Genomic DNA, 16,665 nt, shown 5'->3' with positions numbered 1-16,665 from the left:
ATTGCTGCCAAAATCGCCTCTCACACACTACGCAAATTGCTTCGCCGCCTTTTTGGTATTGATGTTCTCACCTTCCAGTCTCATTCTCTTTAATTCACATTAGACGTGAATTATTTTTTCGTACTCGTCATGAGTTTGCTTTATTAGCAATAATCGAAATGACTTTGAGATATAAACTGTAATTTATTTCTCAGGACAGATTTTAAACCCGTACCGTAAGCAATAGTCGCACCGAATGGTATAAATACGTAAAGAAAATCTGTAATGAAGTATCGGTGGATTCTCTCCATCGAAATTAGCCCCAGATTTGTCACTTTTTCGTCACATTTATTTATGAAAATCTAAATAATAGACTGGTCAGATACTCATTTTTGATGATTATTTCGATGGATCACGCTCATAAAACTTCTCATATCAGGTACTTTCCCTACTAAAAATGGAGTAACGCCAATACCAACATTTATGAATCAGTGTAAACAACTAATGAGGAAGCAATGTGAGTAGACATACAGACTATAGTTCACTAGAGCAAGCACATATAAGTGGCGAGGCAACACCCAAGCCATTGTTAACGTTATCAGACGCAGTTGCCCTGATTGTCGGGATTGTCATTGGTGCAGGTATATTTCAAACCCCTGCACTGGTAGCTAGTCAAGCAGGAAGTGACACTGCTGTACTGTTGTTGTGGTTAGCTGGTGGCGTAGTCTCCATTATTGGTGCATTGTGCTACGCAGAGTTGGCGACAACTTATCCTAATGTTGGTGGAGTTTACTATTACCTAAAGCGAGCATTTGGACAAAACACTGCCTTTTTATTTGCCTGGGCCAGGCTGACAGTGATTCAGACTGGTTCTATTGCCTTGTTAGCATTTGTCTTTGGTGACTATGCTTCGGAAATTTTGCAGCTTGGCACATTCTCCTCATCGGTATATGCCGCAGTGGTGATTGCTTTATTAACAATATTAAATATAGTGGGTTTACAACAGGGAAAGTGGACGCAAAACTTACTGACAGCAGCCAAGGTCTTGGGTTTGTTGCTAGTAGTACTTTTTGGTCTGACTACCACTGCCAATTCTGCCGTACCACCAGAATCTACTTCCTCAGGAAATTGGGGATTAGCGATGGTGTTTGTGCTGCTGTCCTATGGTGGTTGGAACGAGGCAGCGTATATCTCGGCGGAGATAAAAAATAGGCAAAAGAACATATTGCGATCGCTCCTTTGGAGTATTGGCATCATCACGGCAATTTACCTGCTGATTAATCTGGCTTACTTGCGAGGCTTGGGACTAGCAAACATGGCAGACTCATCAGCAGTAGCCGCAGATTTGATGCGTGCTGTTTGGGGTACACCAGGGGCTGTGTTTATCAGCGTCTTGATTGCAATTTGTACTCTAGGGGCAGTCAACGCCACCATTTTTACTGGCGCACGGACTAACTATGCCTTAGGACAAGATTTTGCCCTATTTGGCTTCATGGGACGCTGGCAGCAACTCCCTAGCACCCCGTCATCTGCCTTAATCGTGCAAGCAGCGATCGCTCTAGCATTGGTTCTATTAGGCACATTCACCCGTAAAGGGTTTGAAACAATGGTAGATTACACGGCACCTGTGTTTTGGTTCTTTTTTCTGCTTTCAGGCATATCACTCATGCTATTGCGAAAAAAAGATCCACTGCTAACACGTCCATTTCGTGTGCCATTTTATCCCATTACACCATTACTCTTTTGTGCCGTTTGTGGCTACTTGCTATACTCCAGCGTAGTTTACACAAATATGGGTGCGATCGCCGGTGTTTTGGTGGTAGCAGCAGGTATCCCCTTGTTGTTCTGGAATCGCTATCGCCAAGGTAGGACTTAAAAATTCTCTCATCGCCTACGGCTAGGCTAACGCCGACAAAATTCAAAATTTACTAGGAGAACAATCATGAAGTTGCAAAAAATCTTACTCTCAGTAGTTACAGGTGTTAGTATTGCCAGCTTAGGATTAGCTGGATGTACTGAACAAAATAACTCACAAGCACAGACAGAACAATCTCCACCTGCTGTGGCAACTCAAACTCAAGCCCAAGTCCCAGCAACCCAACCACAAGAACGCCCTGCGGATGTTCCCTATGTACCAACACCACAACCTGTAGTAGATGCAATGTTGCAAGTAGCACAAGTAGGTAAAGATGATAAACTTTACGACTTAGGCAGTGGTGACGGACGCATCGTTAATACAGCAGCCCAAAAATTTGGGACACGGGGTACAGGTATAGATATTAATCCAGAACGCATTCAAGAAGCCAATGAAAATGCTCAGAAGGCAGGAGTAACCGATCGCGTAAAATTTGTTCAGCAAGATTTATTTAATACTGACTTTAGTGACGCGACTGTAGTTACTCTCTACCTTTTGCCTGACATTAATTTGAAATTGCGCCCCATTCTTTTACAACAACTTAAACCCGGTACTCGAATTGTCTCCCATGCTTTTGATATGGGCGAATGGCAACCAGAAAAGACTCTGCAAGTAGATGGCAGAACTATCTACTATTGGGTTGTTCCAGAACAAGTACCAGCTAATTTACGTCAGTAGAAACAGGATTAGGGGATAAAAAATTTTAGACTTTGGATGGGAAAATTCTCTCTAAAATCACAAATCCAAAATCCAAAATAGTTTGTCCCCAATCCCTACTAATAAAAAATTTATGATAGGGTGAAAAGGAAAGAATGCCTTAATTACAAGTGCAAGTTCAGGGATTAATTAGGCGATCAGCTACGCTGGGTAGAACGCCATCGCTATCACAATTGTCCGAAAAGACTAGAATATCGCCGTAAGCATAATATTAATCAGTGTAGATATTTTAGTCAGCAATGCAGGCATTCACACAGAAAGTCCATCCCACGAAGTTACCACCGCAGATTTTGATCGGATAATTACTACTAATCTTCGAGGTAGAGATGGAGAACTATTATTGGATTTATGAAATGTACGTAGGGAGCATTTTTCACTGCATCATGGCTTTGTAAGGCATAGCCCACCCTACAGACACTTATTATTGTTTCAATAATCAAATCGGAATTTCTATATTACCAATTATCAAACCACACAGATATTACAAGTGTTCCAACGGACATGAGATTAGTAGTGGAATTATATAACGATGAAAACTCCCACAATCAATCAAAAATCTCTTCGAGAAACAGAAAGCTGGAAACTGCTAGAAAGTTCCATTATCTATTATCAAGGAAAACCCATTGGTACTGTAGCTGCTCAAGATCCAGATTTAGATGCACTCAACTATGACCAGTGTTTCCTGCGAGATTTTGTCTCTTCTGCTTTTGTGTTTCTGATGGATGGACAAACAGATATTGTCCGTAACTTCTTAATAGAAACACTGACATTACAAAGTCATGAAAAGCAGATGGACTGCTTTCAACCAGGTGCAGGATTGATGCCTGCGAGTTTTAAAGTAGAATCCAATGGTAGTGAAGAATATTTAGTTGCTGATTTTGGAGAGCAGGCGATCGCCCGTGTTCCCCCAGTCGATTCATGTTTATGGTGGATTCTCCTGCTCAGGGCTTACGAAAAGGCGACAGGTGATTTATCTCTGGCGCGTGAGCCAAAATTTCAAGCCGGAATCAAGTTAATTTTGGATCTTTGTTTGGTACATCGCTTTTCCATGTACCCCACAATGTTGGTTCCCGATGGCGCATTTATGATTGACCGTCGCATGGGAGTATATGAACACCCCTTAGAAATTCAAGTATTATTTTACGCCGCTCTCAGAGCATCCCGTGATTTACTTTTACCTGATGGGAATGGTGAGGAATATCTCAATAGAGTTCATGGGCGATTGGGTGCTTTGCAATATCATATCCGTAACTATTACTGGGTAGACTTGAAGCGATTAAGAGAAATTTATCGTTACAAGGGTAATGAATTTGGCAAAGAAATTGCTAACAAATTTAATATCTTCTCTCAATCAATTCCCAATTGGGTGATTGAATGGCTACCCGAAAAAGGTGGATATTTGGCTGGGAATCTGGGGCCGGGAAGAATGGATTTTCGCTTTTTTGCTTTGGGAAACCTTATGGCAATTTTGGCAGGTTTAGCCGGTGAAGAGGAATCTCAAGACATCATGAATTTATTTGTTCATCGCTGGGATGACTTGATTGGACATATGCCGGTGAAAATTTGCTATCCAGCTTTACACGGTCTAGAGTGGCAGATTGTTACAGGATGTGACCCCAAAAATATTGCTTGGTCATATCACAATGGAGGTAATTGGCCAGTTTTACTCTGGTTATTTACGGCTGCGGCACTGAAAACAGGTAGGGTAGAACTTGCCCATGAAGCGATCGCTATTGCTGAAAGTCGTTTAAGTGTCGATAAATTTCCCGAATACTACGATGGCAACAACGGTCGTCTCATCGGCAAAGAAGCCAGAAGTTATCAAACTTGGACTATTGCTGGATTACTGGTAGCAAAACAGTTCTTAGCTAATCCAGATGACGTGGAATTAATTAGTTTTCCTGAGACTTTTATCGGCGTTGGTTGTAGTCTTTAGGAACTGGGAACACTTCCCTGGGCGATACTCCTGACTTTTCACGGGATCTGGAAAACCCCTCTCCATAGAGCGTTCGCGTAGCGTGTGCTTTGCACTCAGCGCTTCTCGTAGAGTACCTCTTCCCTACAAGGAGGAGCCACTGCTTTGCGCGGGTTCCCCGCGTTGTAGCAAGTGGCGTAGAGGCTTTAATTTTTCCCCCTTCCCTCGCAGGGAAGGGGGTTAGGGGGTTAGGTTTTACGTTAGCTTTTCCACATAACGTGAAAAGTCAGGGCGACACTCCACCTTCGCTTCCAGTGTTAAAACACGCCCTAGTTTAGGCTCACAAATCTGTCACCAGTCTTGCTTTTTTGAGCAGGAATCTTAATACCAGAACGCCAACAGTCAGTTAACAGTATGTCCTATTCGGGAAACTGGCGATCGCGTACTTCCGCAGCATAATCTTGTACAGCTTTGGTAATTGTCTGGCGTAAATTCGTATAAACTTTGGCAAAGGGTGGTTGTCTTTCCGATAAACCCAATACATCGGAGGTAACTAAAACTTGACCGTCGCAATGGGAACCTGCACCGATACCAATTGTCGGAATACTAACTTTTTGTGTAATCTGCATTGCCAAATCTGCGGGTATATGCTCTAAGACTATGGAGAATACACCCGCTTGTTCTAAGGCGATCGCTTCATTTAAAATTCTCTCTGCTGTTTCCTGCGTCTTACCCTGTTGGCGTAACCCCAATTGATGGACTGATTGGGGTGTCAAACCTACATGACCCATAACTGGTATACCAGCTTGTACCAAACGGGTAATAGTTTCTACCATCGCCGGATAGCCACCTTCCAACTTAACTGCTTGAGCGCCTGTTTCCTTTAATATGCGCCCAGCCGATTGGATTGCCTGTGGGATACTTTCTTGATAAGTCAAAAATGGTAAATCAACTACAACTAAAGCTCGTTGCACACCACGGCAAACTGCTTTAGCGTGGTGTAGCATTTCTTCTAATGTAATTGGCAGCGTTGTTTTATACCCCAACACTACCGCCATCGAGTCTCCCACGAGAATTAAGTCTACACCAGCAGCGTCGAGAATTTGAGCGATCGCATAATCCCATGCAGTTAACGCCACAATTGAACGACCTTGTTGTTTCCATTGAATTAATTGCTGGGTAGTCACTGGCATTTTTTTTATAGAGAGTAGGGAGTAGGAAGAAGCAGAGGGGAAGGGTGCAGGGGGCAGAGAAAAAATATCTTACTCAGTACTCAGCACTCCCCACACCCTCATTTAACAGCTCGACTGAAAGCCAGATGAGGTGTTGCTTTGTCCATTTTGGGCATCAACCAAGCCAGACCTTCACTAGTACCAATCCATAATTTGTTGGCGACATCAGGCACAAGGGACAAGACTCGACTAGAAGGAAGTCCGGCAACTTCATCTAATACAGCACCTGTATTTGGATTTAATCGTAGCAAACCATTGTGAGTACCTACCCAAACACTACCATCTTTAGCAAAGCGGACTGCTGTTACATTCTTCCCCCGCAAACGAGCCACAGACCGCAGCACTACTCCAGTTTTTGGATTGATTACCAGCAAATTATTCGGCATTCCTGCCCAAATTAAGCCTTCGGGACTGATAGCTAAAGCTTGCACACTTGTACCAGGTAAATCATTGATTCGCTTTATAATCAAAGCACTGGCAGTATTAATTCTCACGACTCCATCTAGAGTCCCTACCCAGAGTTGACCATCAGCATCTAAAGTTAGAGTATTGCCACTCACACCAGGCAAGTTTTTGACTGTGGTCATAATTAGACCTTGATCAGGACTAACTAAAGCTAAACCGTTGTCAGTTCCCACCCACAGATAACCCCGCTTATCAGTTAACAGTGATAGCACCCGTTTGGAAGGCAAAAATAAATTTTGCGCTGTAATTTCATTAGTACGGGGTTCTACTCTCTTCAGTCCTTCATAAGTTCCCACCCACAAGCGTCCAACTTTATCTTGCGCTAAAGCACCAATAGCAACATTGGGTAAACTAACACGGGCTAAAATCTTACCTGTTTTCGGGTCAATCCGCGATAACCCCCGCCAAGAACCCACCCAGAGATTGCCGGCGAAATCTCCCAGTAAGTTATTCACACGATAATCTGTTTCTACTACACGTTCTTGAATATCCCGTTCATCAGGCAAGGGGTCTACCCGTGGTGGTGGTGCAGATGCAGGATAAGCGGGCTTTAATTCTGATGGTTTAATATCAGGGGTTGTTTGTGATGGCGCGTTAGTATCAGCTTTTTCTGCCCTTGCCCAATTGGCTATACCTAAAACGCCCACGCTTGGCAGACCTATTAACCCGACCAATGTAGAAGTAATCAGTAAACTAGTACGCTTGCGAAATAATACCACGACAATATTTCCTTGAGAGACGGCACCTCCAGCCATTAGCAAAACTGACTAAAGGTTAATCTCAGTCTTCCCTTAGAATCAATTCAAAATTCAAAATTCAAAAATTTCTGAGTACTCATAACTCAGCACTTCTCTACAATTATTGATACATTTTGTAAACTATTCTTAACAAAATGTTTAAAACTTTATGTAATAACAAATTTAAATATGTAAGTTAAGAACTTTCAAAGAATAACTTATGCCATTTCTTGATATATTGTGAGACAAGTTACAAATTACGTGGTGTGCCGTTTTTTTATCTTGCGCTGATTACTCTACTGAATATCCATCGAATAAATTGGCTCTTAGCTCCTCTCCTGTCAATAAAGGAGATCAGCAAGAGGGCAGAGGCGGGGATGTGTGAAAACTAACCCAATTCATTAAATACCCCGAAACATAGGGGAATCATCTCATACTTTTCGTCAAACGCGAAGGTCGTGAAGGGATAAAAGCAATTTAGTGGGTGAGCAGAACAGATAAAAGAGACATTTTCATGGTGGAACGAGGAAAAAGCAAAAGCGCGAATTAATTTATGTAACCCTAGACGGAAAAAGCACTGGTGATGAGGATTACCACTATAACCAAGTGTTAGTTACAGAAAATCGCCAAATTCTACCAAAGACAACCTCTAACAAAAAGATTGTTTCTGTTTTTCTCCTGGCTGATGGGAGGTAGAGAAGTTGTGAGAGAAAATTGTACACAAACGTGATTTGATTAAGTAATAAAGAGTGACATCTTGGAAGGATAGATATGTCTTACGCTCAAACGAAGACTCAGGCAAAAGCTGGGTATAAAGCCGGGGTTCAAGATTACAGACTAACTTATTACACACCTGATTACACACCTAAAGATACAGATATTCTGGCGGCGTTTCGTGTTACACCCCAGCCCGGAGTTCCTTTTGAGGAAGCAGCTGCGGCAGTAGCGGCTGAGTCTTCTACTGGTACTTGGACGACCGTATGGACAGACTTGTTAACCGATCTAGATCGCTACAAAGGTCGTTGCTACGATATCGAACCAGTTCCTGGCGAAGACAACCAATTTATCGCTTATATTGCCTATCCTCTTGATCTCTTTGAAGAAGGCTCCATCACCAACGTTTTAACCTCGATTGTAGGTAACGTCTTTGGTTTTAAAGCTCTGCGGGCATTGCGTTTGGAAGACATCCGCTTTCCTGTTGCTTACATCAAGACCTTCCAAGGCCCTCCTCACGGTATTCAAGTTGAGCGTGACAAATTAAACAAATACGGTCGTCCTCTGTTGGGTTGTACCATCAAACCAAAATTAGGTCTGTCTGCTAAGAACTACGGACGCGCTGTATACGAGTGTTTGCGCGGTGGTTTGGACTTCACCAAAGACGACGAAAACATCAACTCCGCACCATTCCAAAGATGGCGCGATCGCTTCTTGTTTGTAGCTGACGCAATCACCAAAGCGCAAGCAGAAACAGGCGAAATCAAAGGTCACTACCTAAACGTGACTGCTCCTACCTGTGAAGAAATGCTGAAGCGGGCTGAGTACGCTAAAGAACTCAAACAGCCCATCATCATGCACGACTACCTGACCGCAGGTTTCACAGCTAACACCACCTTGGCTCGTTGGTGTCGTGACAACGGCGTTCTACTGCACATCCACCGCGCGATGCACGCAGTAATTGACCGTCAAAAGAACCACGGTATCCACTTCCGTGTATTAGCTAAAGCCTTACGTCTATCTGGTGGTGACCACATCCACACCGGTACCGTAGTAGGTAAATTGGAAGGTGAACGTGGTATCACAATGGGCTTTGTTGACCTATTACGTGAAAACTACGTTGAGCAAGACAAGTCTCGCGGTATCTACTTTACCCAAGACTGGGCTTCTCTACCTGGTGTAATGGCAGTTGCTTCCGGTGGTATCCACGTATGGCATATGCCCGCATTGGTAGAAATCTTCGGTGATGACTCCGTACTACAATTTGGTGGTGGTACACTCGGACACCCCTGGGGTAACGCTCCTGGTGCAACCGCTAACCGTGTAGCTTTGGAAGCTTGCGTCCAAGCACGTAACGAAGGTCGTAACTTGGCTCGTGAAGGTAACGACGTTATCCGTGAAGCTGCTAAGTGGTCTCCTGAATTGGCTGTTGCTTGCGAACTGTGGAAAGAAATCAAGTTCGAGTTTGAGGCAATGGATACCGTCTGATAAAGGCTGAAGGTGCAAGGATGAAGGTTAAATGAAAAATACCTTTCATCCTTACATTCTTTATACTTCATCCTTTAAAAGGGCTGGGTCAAGCATGAATCTCAAGCAAATAGCGAAGGATACAGCCAAAACTCTCCAAAGCTACCTGACTTATCAGGCGCTAATGACTGTGTTGGCACAGCTAGGCGAAACGAATCCACCGTTAGCATTATGGCTGCATACTTTTTCCTCCGGCAAAGTTCAGGACGGAGAAGCTTATATCAAACAACTTTTCCGAGAACAGCCAGATTTAGCCTTGCGGATTATGACTGTCAGAGAACATATAGCTGAAGAAGTAGCCGAGTTCTTACCAGAAATGGTTCGTAGCGGTATTCAGCAAGCCAATATGGAACAACGCCGCCAGCATCTAGAACGCATGACGCACCTGAGTTTATCCAACCCCAGTCCTGAATCAGAACAGCAGACAATTTCCGATGCTGACTGGGATCACTAATCCAGTTAGATAAGCATAAGTACTTATTTCCAAATAGCAACCCATTATCATCAGCCATGCAAACCTTACCAAAAGAGCGTCGTTACGAAACCCTTTCTTACTTACCCCCCCTCACCGACGTTCAAATTGAAAAGCAAGTCCAGTACATTTTGAGCCAAGGCTATATTCCAGCCGTTGAGTTCAACGAAGTTTCTGAACCTACCGAATTTTACTGGACACTGTGGAAGCTACCTTTGTTTGGCGCTAAAACATCTCGTGAAGTTTTGGGTGAAGTTCAAGCTTGCCGTTCTCAATATCCTGGTCACTACATTCGTGTTGTAGGATTTGACAACATCAAGCAGTGCCAAATTCTTAGCTTCATCGTTCACAAACCCAGCAGATACTAAAAACTGTTTTGGTTTAAATAATTTATCCGTTAAGGAGAGGTAAACAATTTTACCTCTCTTTTCTTGTTTTGAAAAATTTTTCACATGAGTGAAGCAAAAGTAATTGTCAGCACACCATCACCTCGCACTCGCCAAAGTTTAGCCACAGATTTATTCAACGCTGGTATTAACTCAAATATGGCAGTGATAGTCCATTCATCTCTTAGTTCACTGGGTTGGGTGTGTGGCGGTTCCGTTGCAGTAGTTCAAGCACTGATGGACGTGATTACACCAAGCGGAACCAGTCAGGTGCAAATTTCCACAGTTGGTTCGGCACAAACTAAGTTATTTAATATGAGAAATGCTGTAGATTTTGCAATTACGTGGTTGAGAGATAATCCTAGATATCAAGAGGAAGTATTGTGACGAAACAATCTAAACCCCAAATCAGAATTTGTTTTGTTGGCGACTCTTTCGTTAACGGTACTGGTGATCCTGAGTTCCTCGGTTGGACAGGTAGAGTATGTGTTGATGCTAATAAAAAAGGTTATGATATTACTCACTATAATTTAGGTATTAGACGAGATACCAGCAGTGATATAGCCAAGCGTTGGTTACAAGAAGTATTGCTACGATTGCCGAAAGAATATAATGGGAGGGTTGTATTTTCTTTCGGAGTAAACGATACAACTTTAGAAAACGGTAAACCTCGTGTGGATATTGTTGATTCCATCAAAAATACACGAGAAATTTTAAGTCAGGCGAAAAAGTTATATCCTGTTTTAATGATTAGTCCAGCGCCATACATAGAACAGGAAGACCCAGGAAGAAGACGAAGAACTATTGATTTATCTCAACAGTTAGCTCTAGTTTGTCAAGATTTGGATGTGCCTTATTTAGATGTTTTTCCACTATTAGAAAAACCTAGTGTTTGGCTGCATGAAGCTAAGGCTAATGATGGTGTTCATCCCCAAGCCGGAGGTTATACGGAATTTGCCAGAATTGTAGAGAATTGGGACGCTTGGTTAAATTGGTTTAGATAAGAATTATCTATCTCTTGAGTATTGCTAGTGTTTGGGAAATGGGAATTAAACACAGTGTCGGTAAACTCAATTTCAATTTGAGTTTTGCTGATTTTGTCAAACAGCAGGTAATTATGAACAGTATTCAATTAATTCCTGTCGCCATCGAGCATATTTTAGTTATTTCCCAACTACCTTTACATCATCGTCACCCTTTTGACAGAATGTTGATTGCACAAACAATACTGAAAAATACTTACATTATGTGCTGATACAATTTTTGATACCTATCCTATAGAGCATTTGTGGTAGTGATTATGGATATCTACCAAAAGATTAATAAACAATAGATACCAAAAAAACTTAGCATTAATTATTGAAGCATAACCAGTAATAAAGTAAGAATTTTATGAGTTATTATATCGCTCCGCGCTTTCTGGATAAACTTGCTGTTCACATCACTAAGAACTTTTTGAATATTCCTGGTGTGCGAGTTCCCTTAATTTTAGGGATTCATGGACGTAAAGGAGAAGGGAAAACCTTTCAATGTGAGTTAGCTTTTGAGAAGATGGGTATTGAAGTTACACTCATCTCTGGTGGTGAATTGGAGAGTCCCGATGCGGGAGACCCAGCCCGCTTGATTCGGCTGCGTTATCGGGAAACAGCAGAACTGATCAAAGTGCGCGGTAAAATGTGCGTGCTGATGATTAACGATTTAGATGCAGGTGCAGGCCGCTTTGATGAAGGTACGCAATATACTGTAAATACTCAGTTGGTAAATGCCACACTGATGAATATTGCTGATAATCCTACAGATGTACAGTTACCGGGTAGTTATGATTCCAACCCGATACGACGTGTCCCAATTATCGTCACAGGTAATGATTTTTCCACTCTCTACGCGCCATTAATTCGGGATGGACGGATGGAGAAATTCTATTGGGAACCCAACCGTGATGATAAGGTGGGAATTGTCGGGGGCATTTTTGCTGAAGATGGACTCTCACAAAGAGAAGTTGAACAATTAGTTGATACTTTCCCTAATCAATCGATTGACTTTTTTAGCGCTTTGCGCTCCCGAATCTATGACGAACAAATCCGCGAGTTTATCTATCAAGTTGGATTTGAACGTATATCTTTACGTGTGGTAAATAGCCTAGAAGCGCCACCAGAATTTAAAAAGCCAGATTTCAGCCTTGCTCATTTAATCGAGTCTGGTAACTTGGTGCTAGGTGAACAACAACGGGTAGAAAATTCTCAGTTGGTGGATGAATACAATCGCCTGAATCGAGGGAAAGGTTATCAAGCTGCTCCACCTGCTGAAACACCAGTTAGTCAGCCATCAACGAATGGTTCACACAAGCGAGAAGTATCTAACACTCATTTGAGTTTAGAAACCCAAGAACAGATTCGACAAATCTTGTCTCAAGGTCACAAAATTACCTTTGAACACGTAGATGAACGACGCTTCCGCACTGGTTCATGGCAAAGTTGCGGTACTCTTCACATTGATGCAGAGTCAGATGCTATATCAACTCTAGAGGCTTGTTTAGTTGATTATGATGGTGAGTATGTGCGTTTAGTAGGGATTGACCCAAAAGCCAAGCGGCGGGTTGTGGAGACGATTATTCAACGACCGAATGGTAAAAATTAGGAACTAAAAAGTGATGGTCTATGACCATCGCTTTTATATTTTAGAGACAGCGATCGCTCTAATATCTACTTTGCGGTCAAATAAAATACGCGGTTTCAGCAAAATTCTTAAAATTAATAACAAAGAACTCAACTCACCAGGGGTATTCTGGCGTTTCCATTGTCCTGGACGACAAAATAACATTTCTACAAGGCGACGATGTTGATTTACGTTTACTGTGTCAAACTTAATACGCACTGTAGCAAATTCATCATCTAATCCTGTACGAATAATCTCACCTGATAGACATAAATTTTCTTCAGCTATTTCTATAGTAATTGACTGATTCTTCGTCAACTTCATTGACGGATTTTGAGTTAGTGCTACTTCTGCCCCAATTTCGGAAAGCATTGTCGTCACACCCCATAATTTCTGCTTTTCAATTGTTAAGCTGACAACTCTTCGCAAATCAAACCATTCATACATATCGCTTTTAGGAGCATCTAGTAATATTAATAAAGCAATGCCAATTATGACTAAGTTATAAGCACTCCACATCCAACCTATACCTATACCTGTAATTTGTTGAGTAACTTCTGGTGGTACTGTTTTCACAAATGAAGTTTTGACTATGCACATACATAGGTTTTGCCACAAACTTACAGCAGTAACAAGGAACAAAAGGATTAAAGGGAATGCTAATTTCCAGTTGAAGATATAGTTAAGTCTAACTATACCTTTGGGAGTTACTTTAAATCCTTGAGAAAAAGGATTGAGCATAACTTGAATAATATTGATTGCTAAAGGAAAACACAGCACTATAGAATAAATATCTGATAGTAATGCTGAACGAGCATAGTTATTCAACCAAGCAAATACTGAGAGATTAACTAAATAGAAAGGTAAGAAAAATACTAATAACTCAGCCGCCGTTGCTTTAATAGGTATTACACCTAAAAATGAGTAAGTTAATGGCATGAAAAGAAAATAAACACGGGCAATAATATTAAACCAACTCAGTATTCCTTCTAAATGAGCTAACCTTTGCACAAAATTTAAACCAGGAATAGTTAAAGGATTATACTTAATAAAAAATGCTTGTAGAGTTCCCTGCGCCCATCTTAGACGTTGAGTAGCATGAGCAGACATATTTTCTGCTGCTAACCCAGCACTTAATTTTTCGTTCAAATAAATTACGTGATGACCTAGAGCAGAAATACGAATAGCTGTGAAGTAATCTTCGCTTAACGATTCCGTAACAAAACCCCCTGTTACTTCTAAGATATGACGACGGACAACAAAGGAAGTACCAGCACAAATCACACTCCCAGCAGCATCCCGTATCGGCTGAATTTGCCGATAAAATATTTCTTCTTCAGGAATGAGAACATTTTCTAAGCCAAGATTACGAGCTATGGGGTCAGCATTATAAAAGCTTTGGGGTGTCTGGACAAGAGCAATTTTTTCATCTTGGAAAAAACCCACAGTCCGAGTTAAGAAGTTTTTTGTTGGGATAAAATCTGCGTCAAAAACTACAATTAACTCTCCACTAGTTTTAGCGATCGCATGATTTAAATTTCCCGCTTTTGCATGGCTATTATCTGGTCTTGTGATGTAATAACATCCCAACTCCTCTGCTAATTCTTTAACTTCTAAACGTTTGCCATCATCTAAGAGATAGATTTTTTTATGAGTATAATCTAAAGCTTGACAACCAATAATTGTCCGTCGCAATATAATTTCAGGTTCATTGTAAGTGGGAATCAAAATATCTACAGATGGTGTAAAACTACCAGTAATTACTGCTAAAGATTTTTCATTAGCTTCGCTGTGCCTTTCTTTAACATTCAACATTAAAACTAGTTGAACTATGGTAGAAAATAGCGTCAACATCTCTAGAAAGAATAGCCCTAAGCTAAACACCCCGTTGAGTGGATCTGCAAGATTTAATGTAGAGAGCGATCGCCACAGCACATAACGCAACATTAAAATAATTAAAATTCCCACCACTAGCCGCCGTGACCAAATTTTTGGTTGAGGCGAAATTTTCATGACAGCAGATACGATTAATAACAATCCCACGGTGGGAATGAGTAAATATTTGCTCTCCACTGCTGGTAATTCCAACCAACTAGGTGGGTTCATCTGTAAAGCATTAACTTGAGTAAAAAATCCCTGAATTCTGGGTTCACCACTAAACCAACCTAATATCAGGACACCGAAAAAAGCCGTAACGCCTAGTAAAAAGAGCGTTGGACTTTGTCTTTGAAAAATTCTATTTATCAAAATTTGGCTATTTAAATTTGAGTCATACACTTTACGCTTTCGCACTTTTTAATTCCCCTGATAACCAAAAATTCTTTTGTTTATTGTGACGTAGTTTTTTACAAAATGTTATAACCATAGTTATCTGGTATATTTTCTCTTAGTAAAAAATAAACAATCAAAAACAAATGACACGCGCAGCGTAGTAAAAATAATTCTTAACTTATTCTCAGGCTTCACTCATTTTTTTGCTTGCAAGAAGCCTTATATTTTCCTTAGATGAAAATTAAAGGGCATTTAAACTATGAGGTGTAAGTATTTGATCATTATTGGATTAATTGGTGTTTTAACTATTGGTTGTACAAGTCAGACTGTTACTCAAACACCAACTGCAACAACCGTAGCTACTTCTGATATCAAGCCTGGTAACTTTCAAGCTGGAGAACACCCAACTCAAGGACAAGTTACTGTGGTGAAAGAAGCAGAAACAAGCTATCTGGAGTTTGATCAAAATTTTAAAACTGATCAAGGCCCAGACCTATATGTAATTTTGTATCGTTCTGCAAAACCACCAATATCGGGGATTCAAGAAAAAGATTATGTAAGTATTGCCCGCTTACAGAAAACAAGTGGTAATCAACGCTATGCCTTACCCAAGAATATCAATTTGCAAGAATTTAAATCTGTAGCTATCTGGTGTCAGAAATTTAATGCTACTTTCGGCTATGCCGTTTTATAAATAAATCAACACTCAAAAAATTATATGGAAATAGCAGATTTTTTAGGTCTTGTACATCCAGCGATCGCTGTCATTTTTGTTTTTCCTTTAATTGGAATTGTGAGTAACTTTGCATGGCAAACACGCCAACGTCGCTTACAAACATTAGCCTCAGGTAAAAGCAAAATTCCTCCCATAGTGGGGACAGAACATAAGCGTATAGGTGAATGGTTAAGTGGTGCAGTTGTGGGAATATCTTTAATCGGTTTAGCCTATCCAATAGGGAAAAATATGATTAAAAATCAACTGTGGAACCAAAACTCAACCCAAGTTATTTTTATTTTTCTCATGTTTCTCCTGACTATAGCTTCCTTTGTTTTTCTTTATCAGGCAAAACAAAAACTGTGGCGTGGCATATTTGCAACTTTAACTGGTGTTGGTTTAGTAGTTCTTGGTTGTCAAGATGGAGTATTTCGCCGTACCGATGAATGGTATTGGTCACATTACTATATAGGGATTGCCGCAGCACTATTAATGGTTTTTTCTTTAACCATTGTGCAAGATATCTATCAAGATAAAACTCATCGCTGGCGAATTATTCACACCATTTTAAACACCATCGCTCTATTACTATTTATTGGACAAGGGTTTACCGGAACAAGGGATTTATTAGAAATTCCCTTAAGTTGGCAAGAATCATACGTTTACCAATGTAATTTTTCACAGAAAACTTGCCCGACTCCCACACCACCATCACCAAAATGAAAAGCGTCCTTCCAATCGGAAGGACGCTTTTCTATTCAGCTAAGAGCTAAGAATTAACCGTTGATAGCAGGAGCGCTGATAGCAACAGGAGCAACTTCACCAGCAGCCAAGTCTAAGGGGAAGTTGTGAGCGTTACGCTCGTGCATTACTTCCATACCCAAGTTAGCGCGGTTGATGATGTCAGCCCAGGTGTTGATGACACGACCTTGTGAGTCGATGATGGACTGGTTGAAGTTGAAACC

The 16,665-nt window shown here is 41.2% G+C and carries 16 protein-coding genes and 2 pseudogenes; 14 read left to right on the top strand and 4 right to left on the bottom strand.

Annotated features, from left to right (window positions below; translation table 11 throughout):
• From H6G18_RS25390 to H6G18_RS23420, 5 genes and pseudogenes are all read left to right on the top strand, one after another.
• Window positions 1-93, top strand: a pseudogene (locus H6G18_RS25390) (IS982 family transposase); the annotation flags it as partial.
• Between the two features lie 403 nt (window positions 94-496).
• Entirely contained in the window at window positions 497-1,855 is a 1,359-nt protein-coding gene (locus H6G18_RS23435; RefSeq protein ID WP_190409492.1) for an APC family permease, read from the top strand.
• A 66-nt stretch (window positions 1,856-1,921) separates the two neighbouring features.
• Window positions 1,922-2,572 (top strand): SAM-dependent methyltransferase, encoded by a 651-nt coding sequence (locus H6G18_RS23430; protein WP_190409491.1) that lies wholly within the window; start codon window positions 1,922-1,924, stop codon window positions 2,570-2,572.
• 232 nt (window positions 2,573-2,804) lie between these two features.
• On the top strand, window positions 2,805-2,963 hold the full coding sequence (locus H6G18_RS25125) for an SDR family NAD(P)-dependent oxidoreductase (protein WP_190409495.1): 159 nt from the start codon (window positions 2,805-2,807) through the stop codon (window positions 2,961-2,963).
• 177 nt (window positions 2,964-3,140) lie between these two features.
• On the top strand, window positions 3,141-4,547 hold the full coding sequence (locus tag H6G18_RS23420; protein ID WP_190409490.1) for a glycoside hydrolase 100 family protein: 1,407 nt from the start codon (window positions 3,141-3,143) through the stop codon (window positions 4,545-4,547).
• Window positions 4,548-4,945: 398 nt separating this feature from the next.
• On the opposite strand, the gene panB is transcribed toward H6G18_RS23420, so the two are convergent.
• Together panB and H6G18_RS23410 are read right to left on the bottom strand one after the other, a co-directional pair.
• On the bottom strand, window positions 4,946-5,719 hold the full coding sequence (panB, locus tag H6G18_RS23415) for a 3-methyl-2-oxobutanoate hydroxymethyltransferase (protein WP_190409489.1): 774 nt from the start codon (window positions 5,717-5,719) through the stop codon (window positions 4,946-4,948).
• 98 nt (window positions 5,720-5,817) lie between these two features.
• The gene (locus H6G18_RS23410) at window positions 5,818-6,978 is read right to left on the bottom strand and encodes a ligand-binding sensor domain-containing protein (protein ID WP_190409488.1); all 1,161 of its coding nucleotides are present in this window, start codon (window positions 6,976-6,978) and stop codon (window positions 5,818-5,820) included.
• 753 nt (window positions 6,979-7,731) lie between these two features.
• Between H6G18_RS23410 and H6G18_RS23405 the strand changes: the two genes are divergently transcribed.
• The 7 genes from H6G18_RS23405 to H6G18_RS23375 all read left to right on the top strand — a co-directional run bounded on the left by H6G18_RS23405 (window position 7,732) and on the right by H6G18_RS23375 (window position 12,696).
• Entirely contained in the window at window positions 7,732-9,162 is a 1,431-nt protein-coding gene (locus tag H6G18_RS23405; protein ID WP_190409487.1) for a form I ribulose bisphosphate carboxylase large subunit, read from the top strand.
• A gap of 94 nt (window positions 9,163-9,256) precedes the next feature.
• Entirely contained in the window at window positions 9,257-9,655 is a 399-nt protein-coding gene (gene rcbX, locus H6G18_RS23400) for a RuBisCO chaperone RbcX (RefSeq protein ID WP_190409494.1), read from the top strand.
• A gap of 56 nt (window positions 9,656-9,711) precedes the next feature.
• A complete protein-coding gene (locus tag H6G18_RS23395; RefSeq protein ID WP_190409486.1) occupies window positions 9,712-10,041 on the top strand; it encodes a ribulose bisphosphate carboxylase small subunit in 330 nt (109 codons plus the stop codon).
• A gap of 84 nt (window positions 10,042-10,125) precedes the next feature.
• Window positions 10,126-10,446 (top strand): AAC(3) family N-acetyltransferase, encoded by a 321-nt coding sequence (locus H6G18_RS23390; protein ID WP_190409485.1) that lies wholly within the window; start codon window positions 10,126-10,128, stop codon window positions 10,444-10,446.
• Entirely contained in the window at window positions 10,443-11,063 is a 621-nt protein-coding gene (locus tag H6G18_RS23385; RefSeq protein WP_190409484.1) for a GDSL-type esterase/lipase family protein, read from the top strand. The genes H6G18_RS23390 and H6G18_RS23385 overlap by 4 nt, the downstream gene beginning before the upstream one ends.
• A 38-nt stretch (window positions 11,064-11,101) precedes the next feature.
• Entirely contained in the window at window positions 11,102-11,314 is a 213-nt protein-coding gene (locus tag H6G18_RS23380; protein ID WP_190409483.1) for a hypothetical protein, read from the top strand.
• A 137-nt stretch (window positions 11,315-11,451) separates the two neighbouring features.
• On the top strand, window positions 11,452-12,696 hold the full coding sequence (locus H6G18_RS23375) for a ribulose bisphosphate carboxylase small subunit (protein ID WP_190409482.1): 1,245 nt from the start codon (window positions 11,452-11,454) through the stop codon (window positions 12,694-12,696).
• Window positions 12,697-12,729: 33 nt separating this feature from the next.
• Here the strand turns inward: H6G18_RS23375 and H6G18_RS23370 are convergent, their stop codons facing one another.
• A complete protein-coding gene (locus tag H6G18_RS23370; protein ID WP_313954457.1) occupies window positions 12,730-15,006 on the bottom strand; it encodes a glycosyltransferase in 2,277 nt (758 codons plus the stop codon).
• Between the two features lie 238 nt (window positions 15,007-15,244).
• Here H6G18_RS23370 and H6G18_RS23365 point away from each other — a divergent pair, with 238 nt between their 5' ends.
• On the top strand, window positions 15,245-15,679 hold the full coding sequence (locus tag H6G18_RS23365) for a DM13 domain-containing protein (RefSeq protein ID WP_190409481.1): 435 nt from the start codon (window positions 15,245-15,247) through the stop codon (window positions 15,677-15,679).
• Window positions 15,680-15,703: 24 nt separating this feature from the next.
• Entirely contained in the window at window positions 15,704-16,423 is a 720-nt protein-coding gene (locus H6G18_RS23360) for a DUF4079 domain-containing protein (RefSeq protein WP_190409480.1), read from the top strand.
• A gap of 53 nt (window positions 16,424-16,476) precedes the next feature.
• Here the strand turns inward: H6G18_RS23360 and H6G18_RS23355 are convergent.
• Window positions 16,477-16,665 (bottom strand): annotated as a pseudogene (locus tag H6G18_RS23355) (photosystem II q(b) protein); the annotation flags it as partial.

Source organism: Anabaena subtropica FACHB-260, assembly GCF_014697105.1.
Taxonomy (GTDB): domain Bacteria; phylum Cyanobacteriota; class Cyanobacteriia; order Cyanobacteriales; family Nostocaceae; genus Trichormus; species Trichormus subtropicus.
Note: the sequence above shows the minus strand (reverse complement) of the source record. Positions and strands in the feature narration are given on the sequence as shown.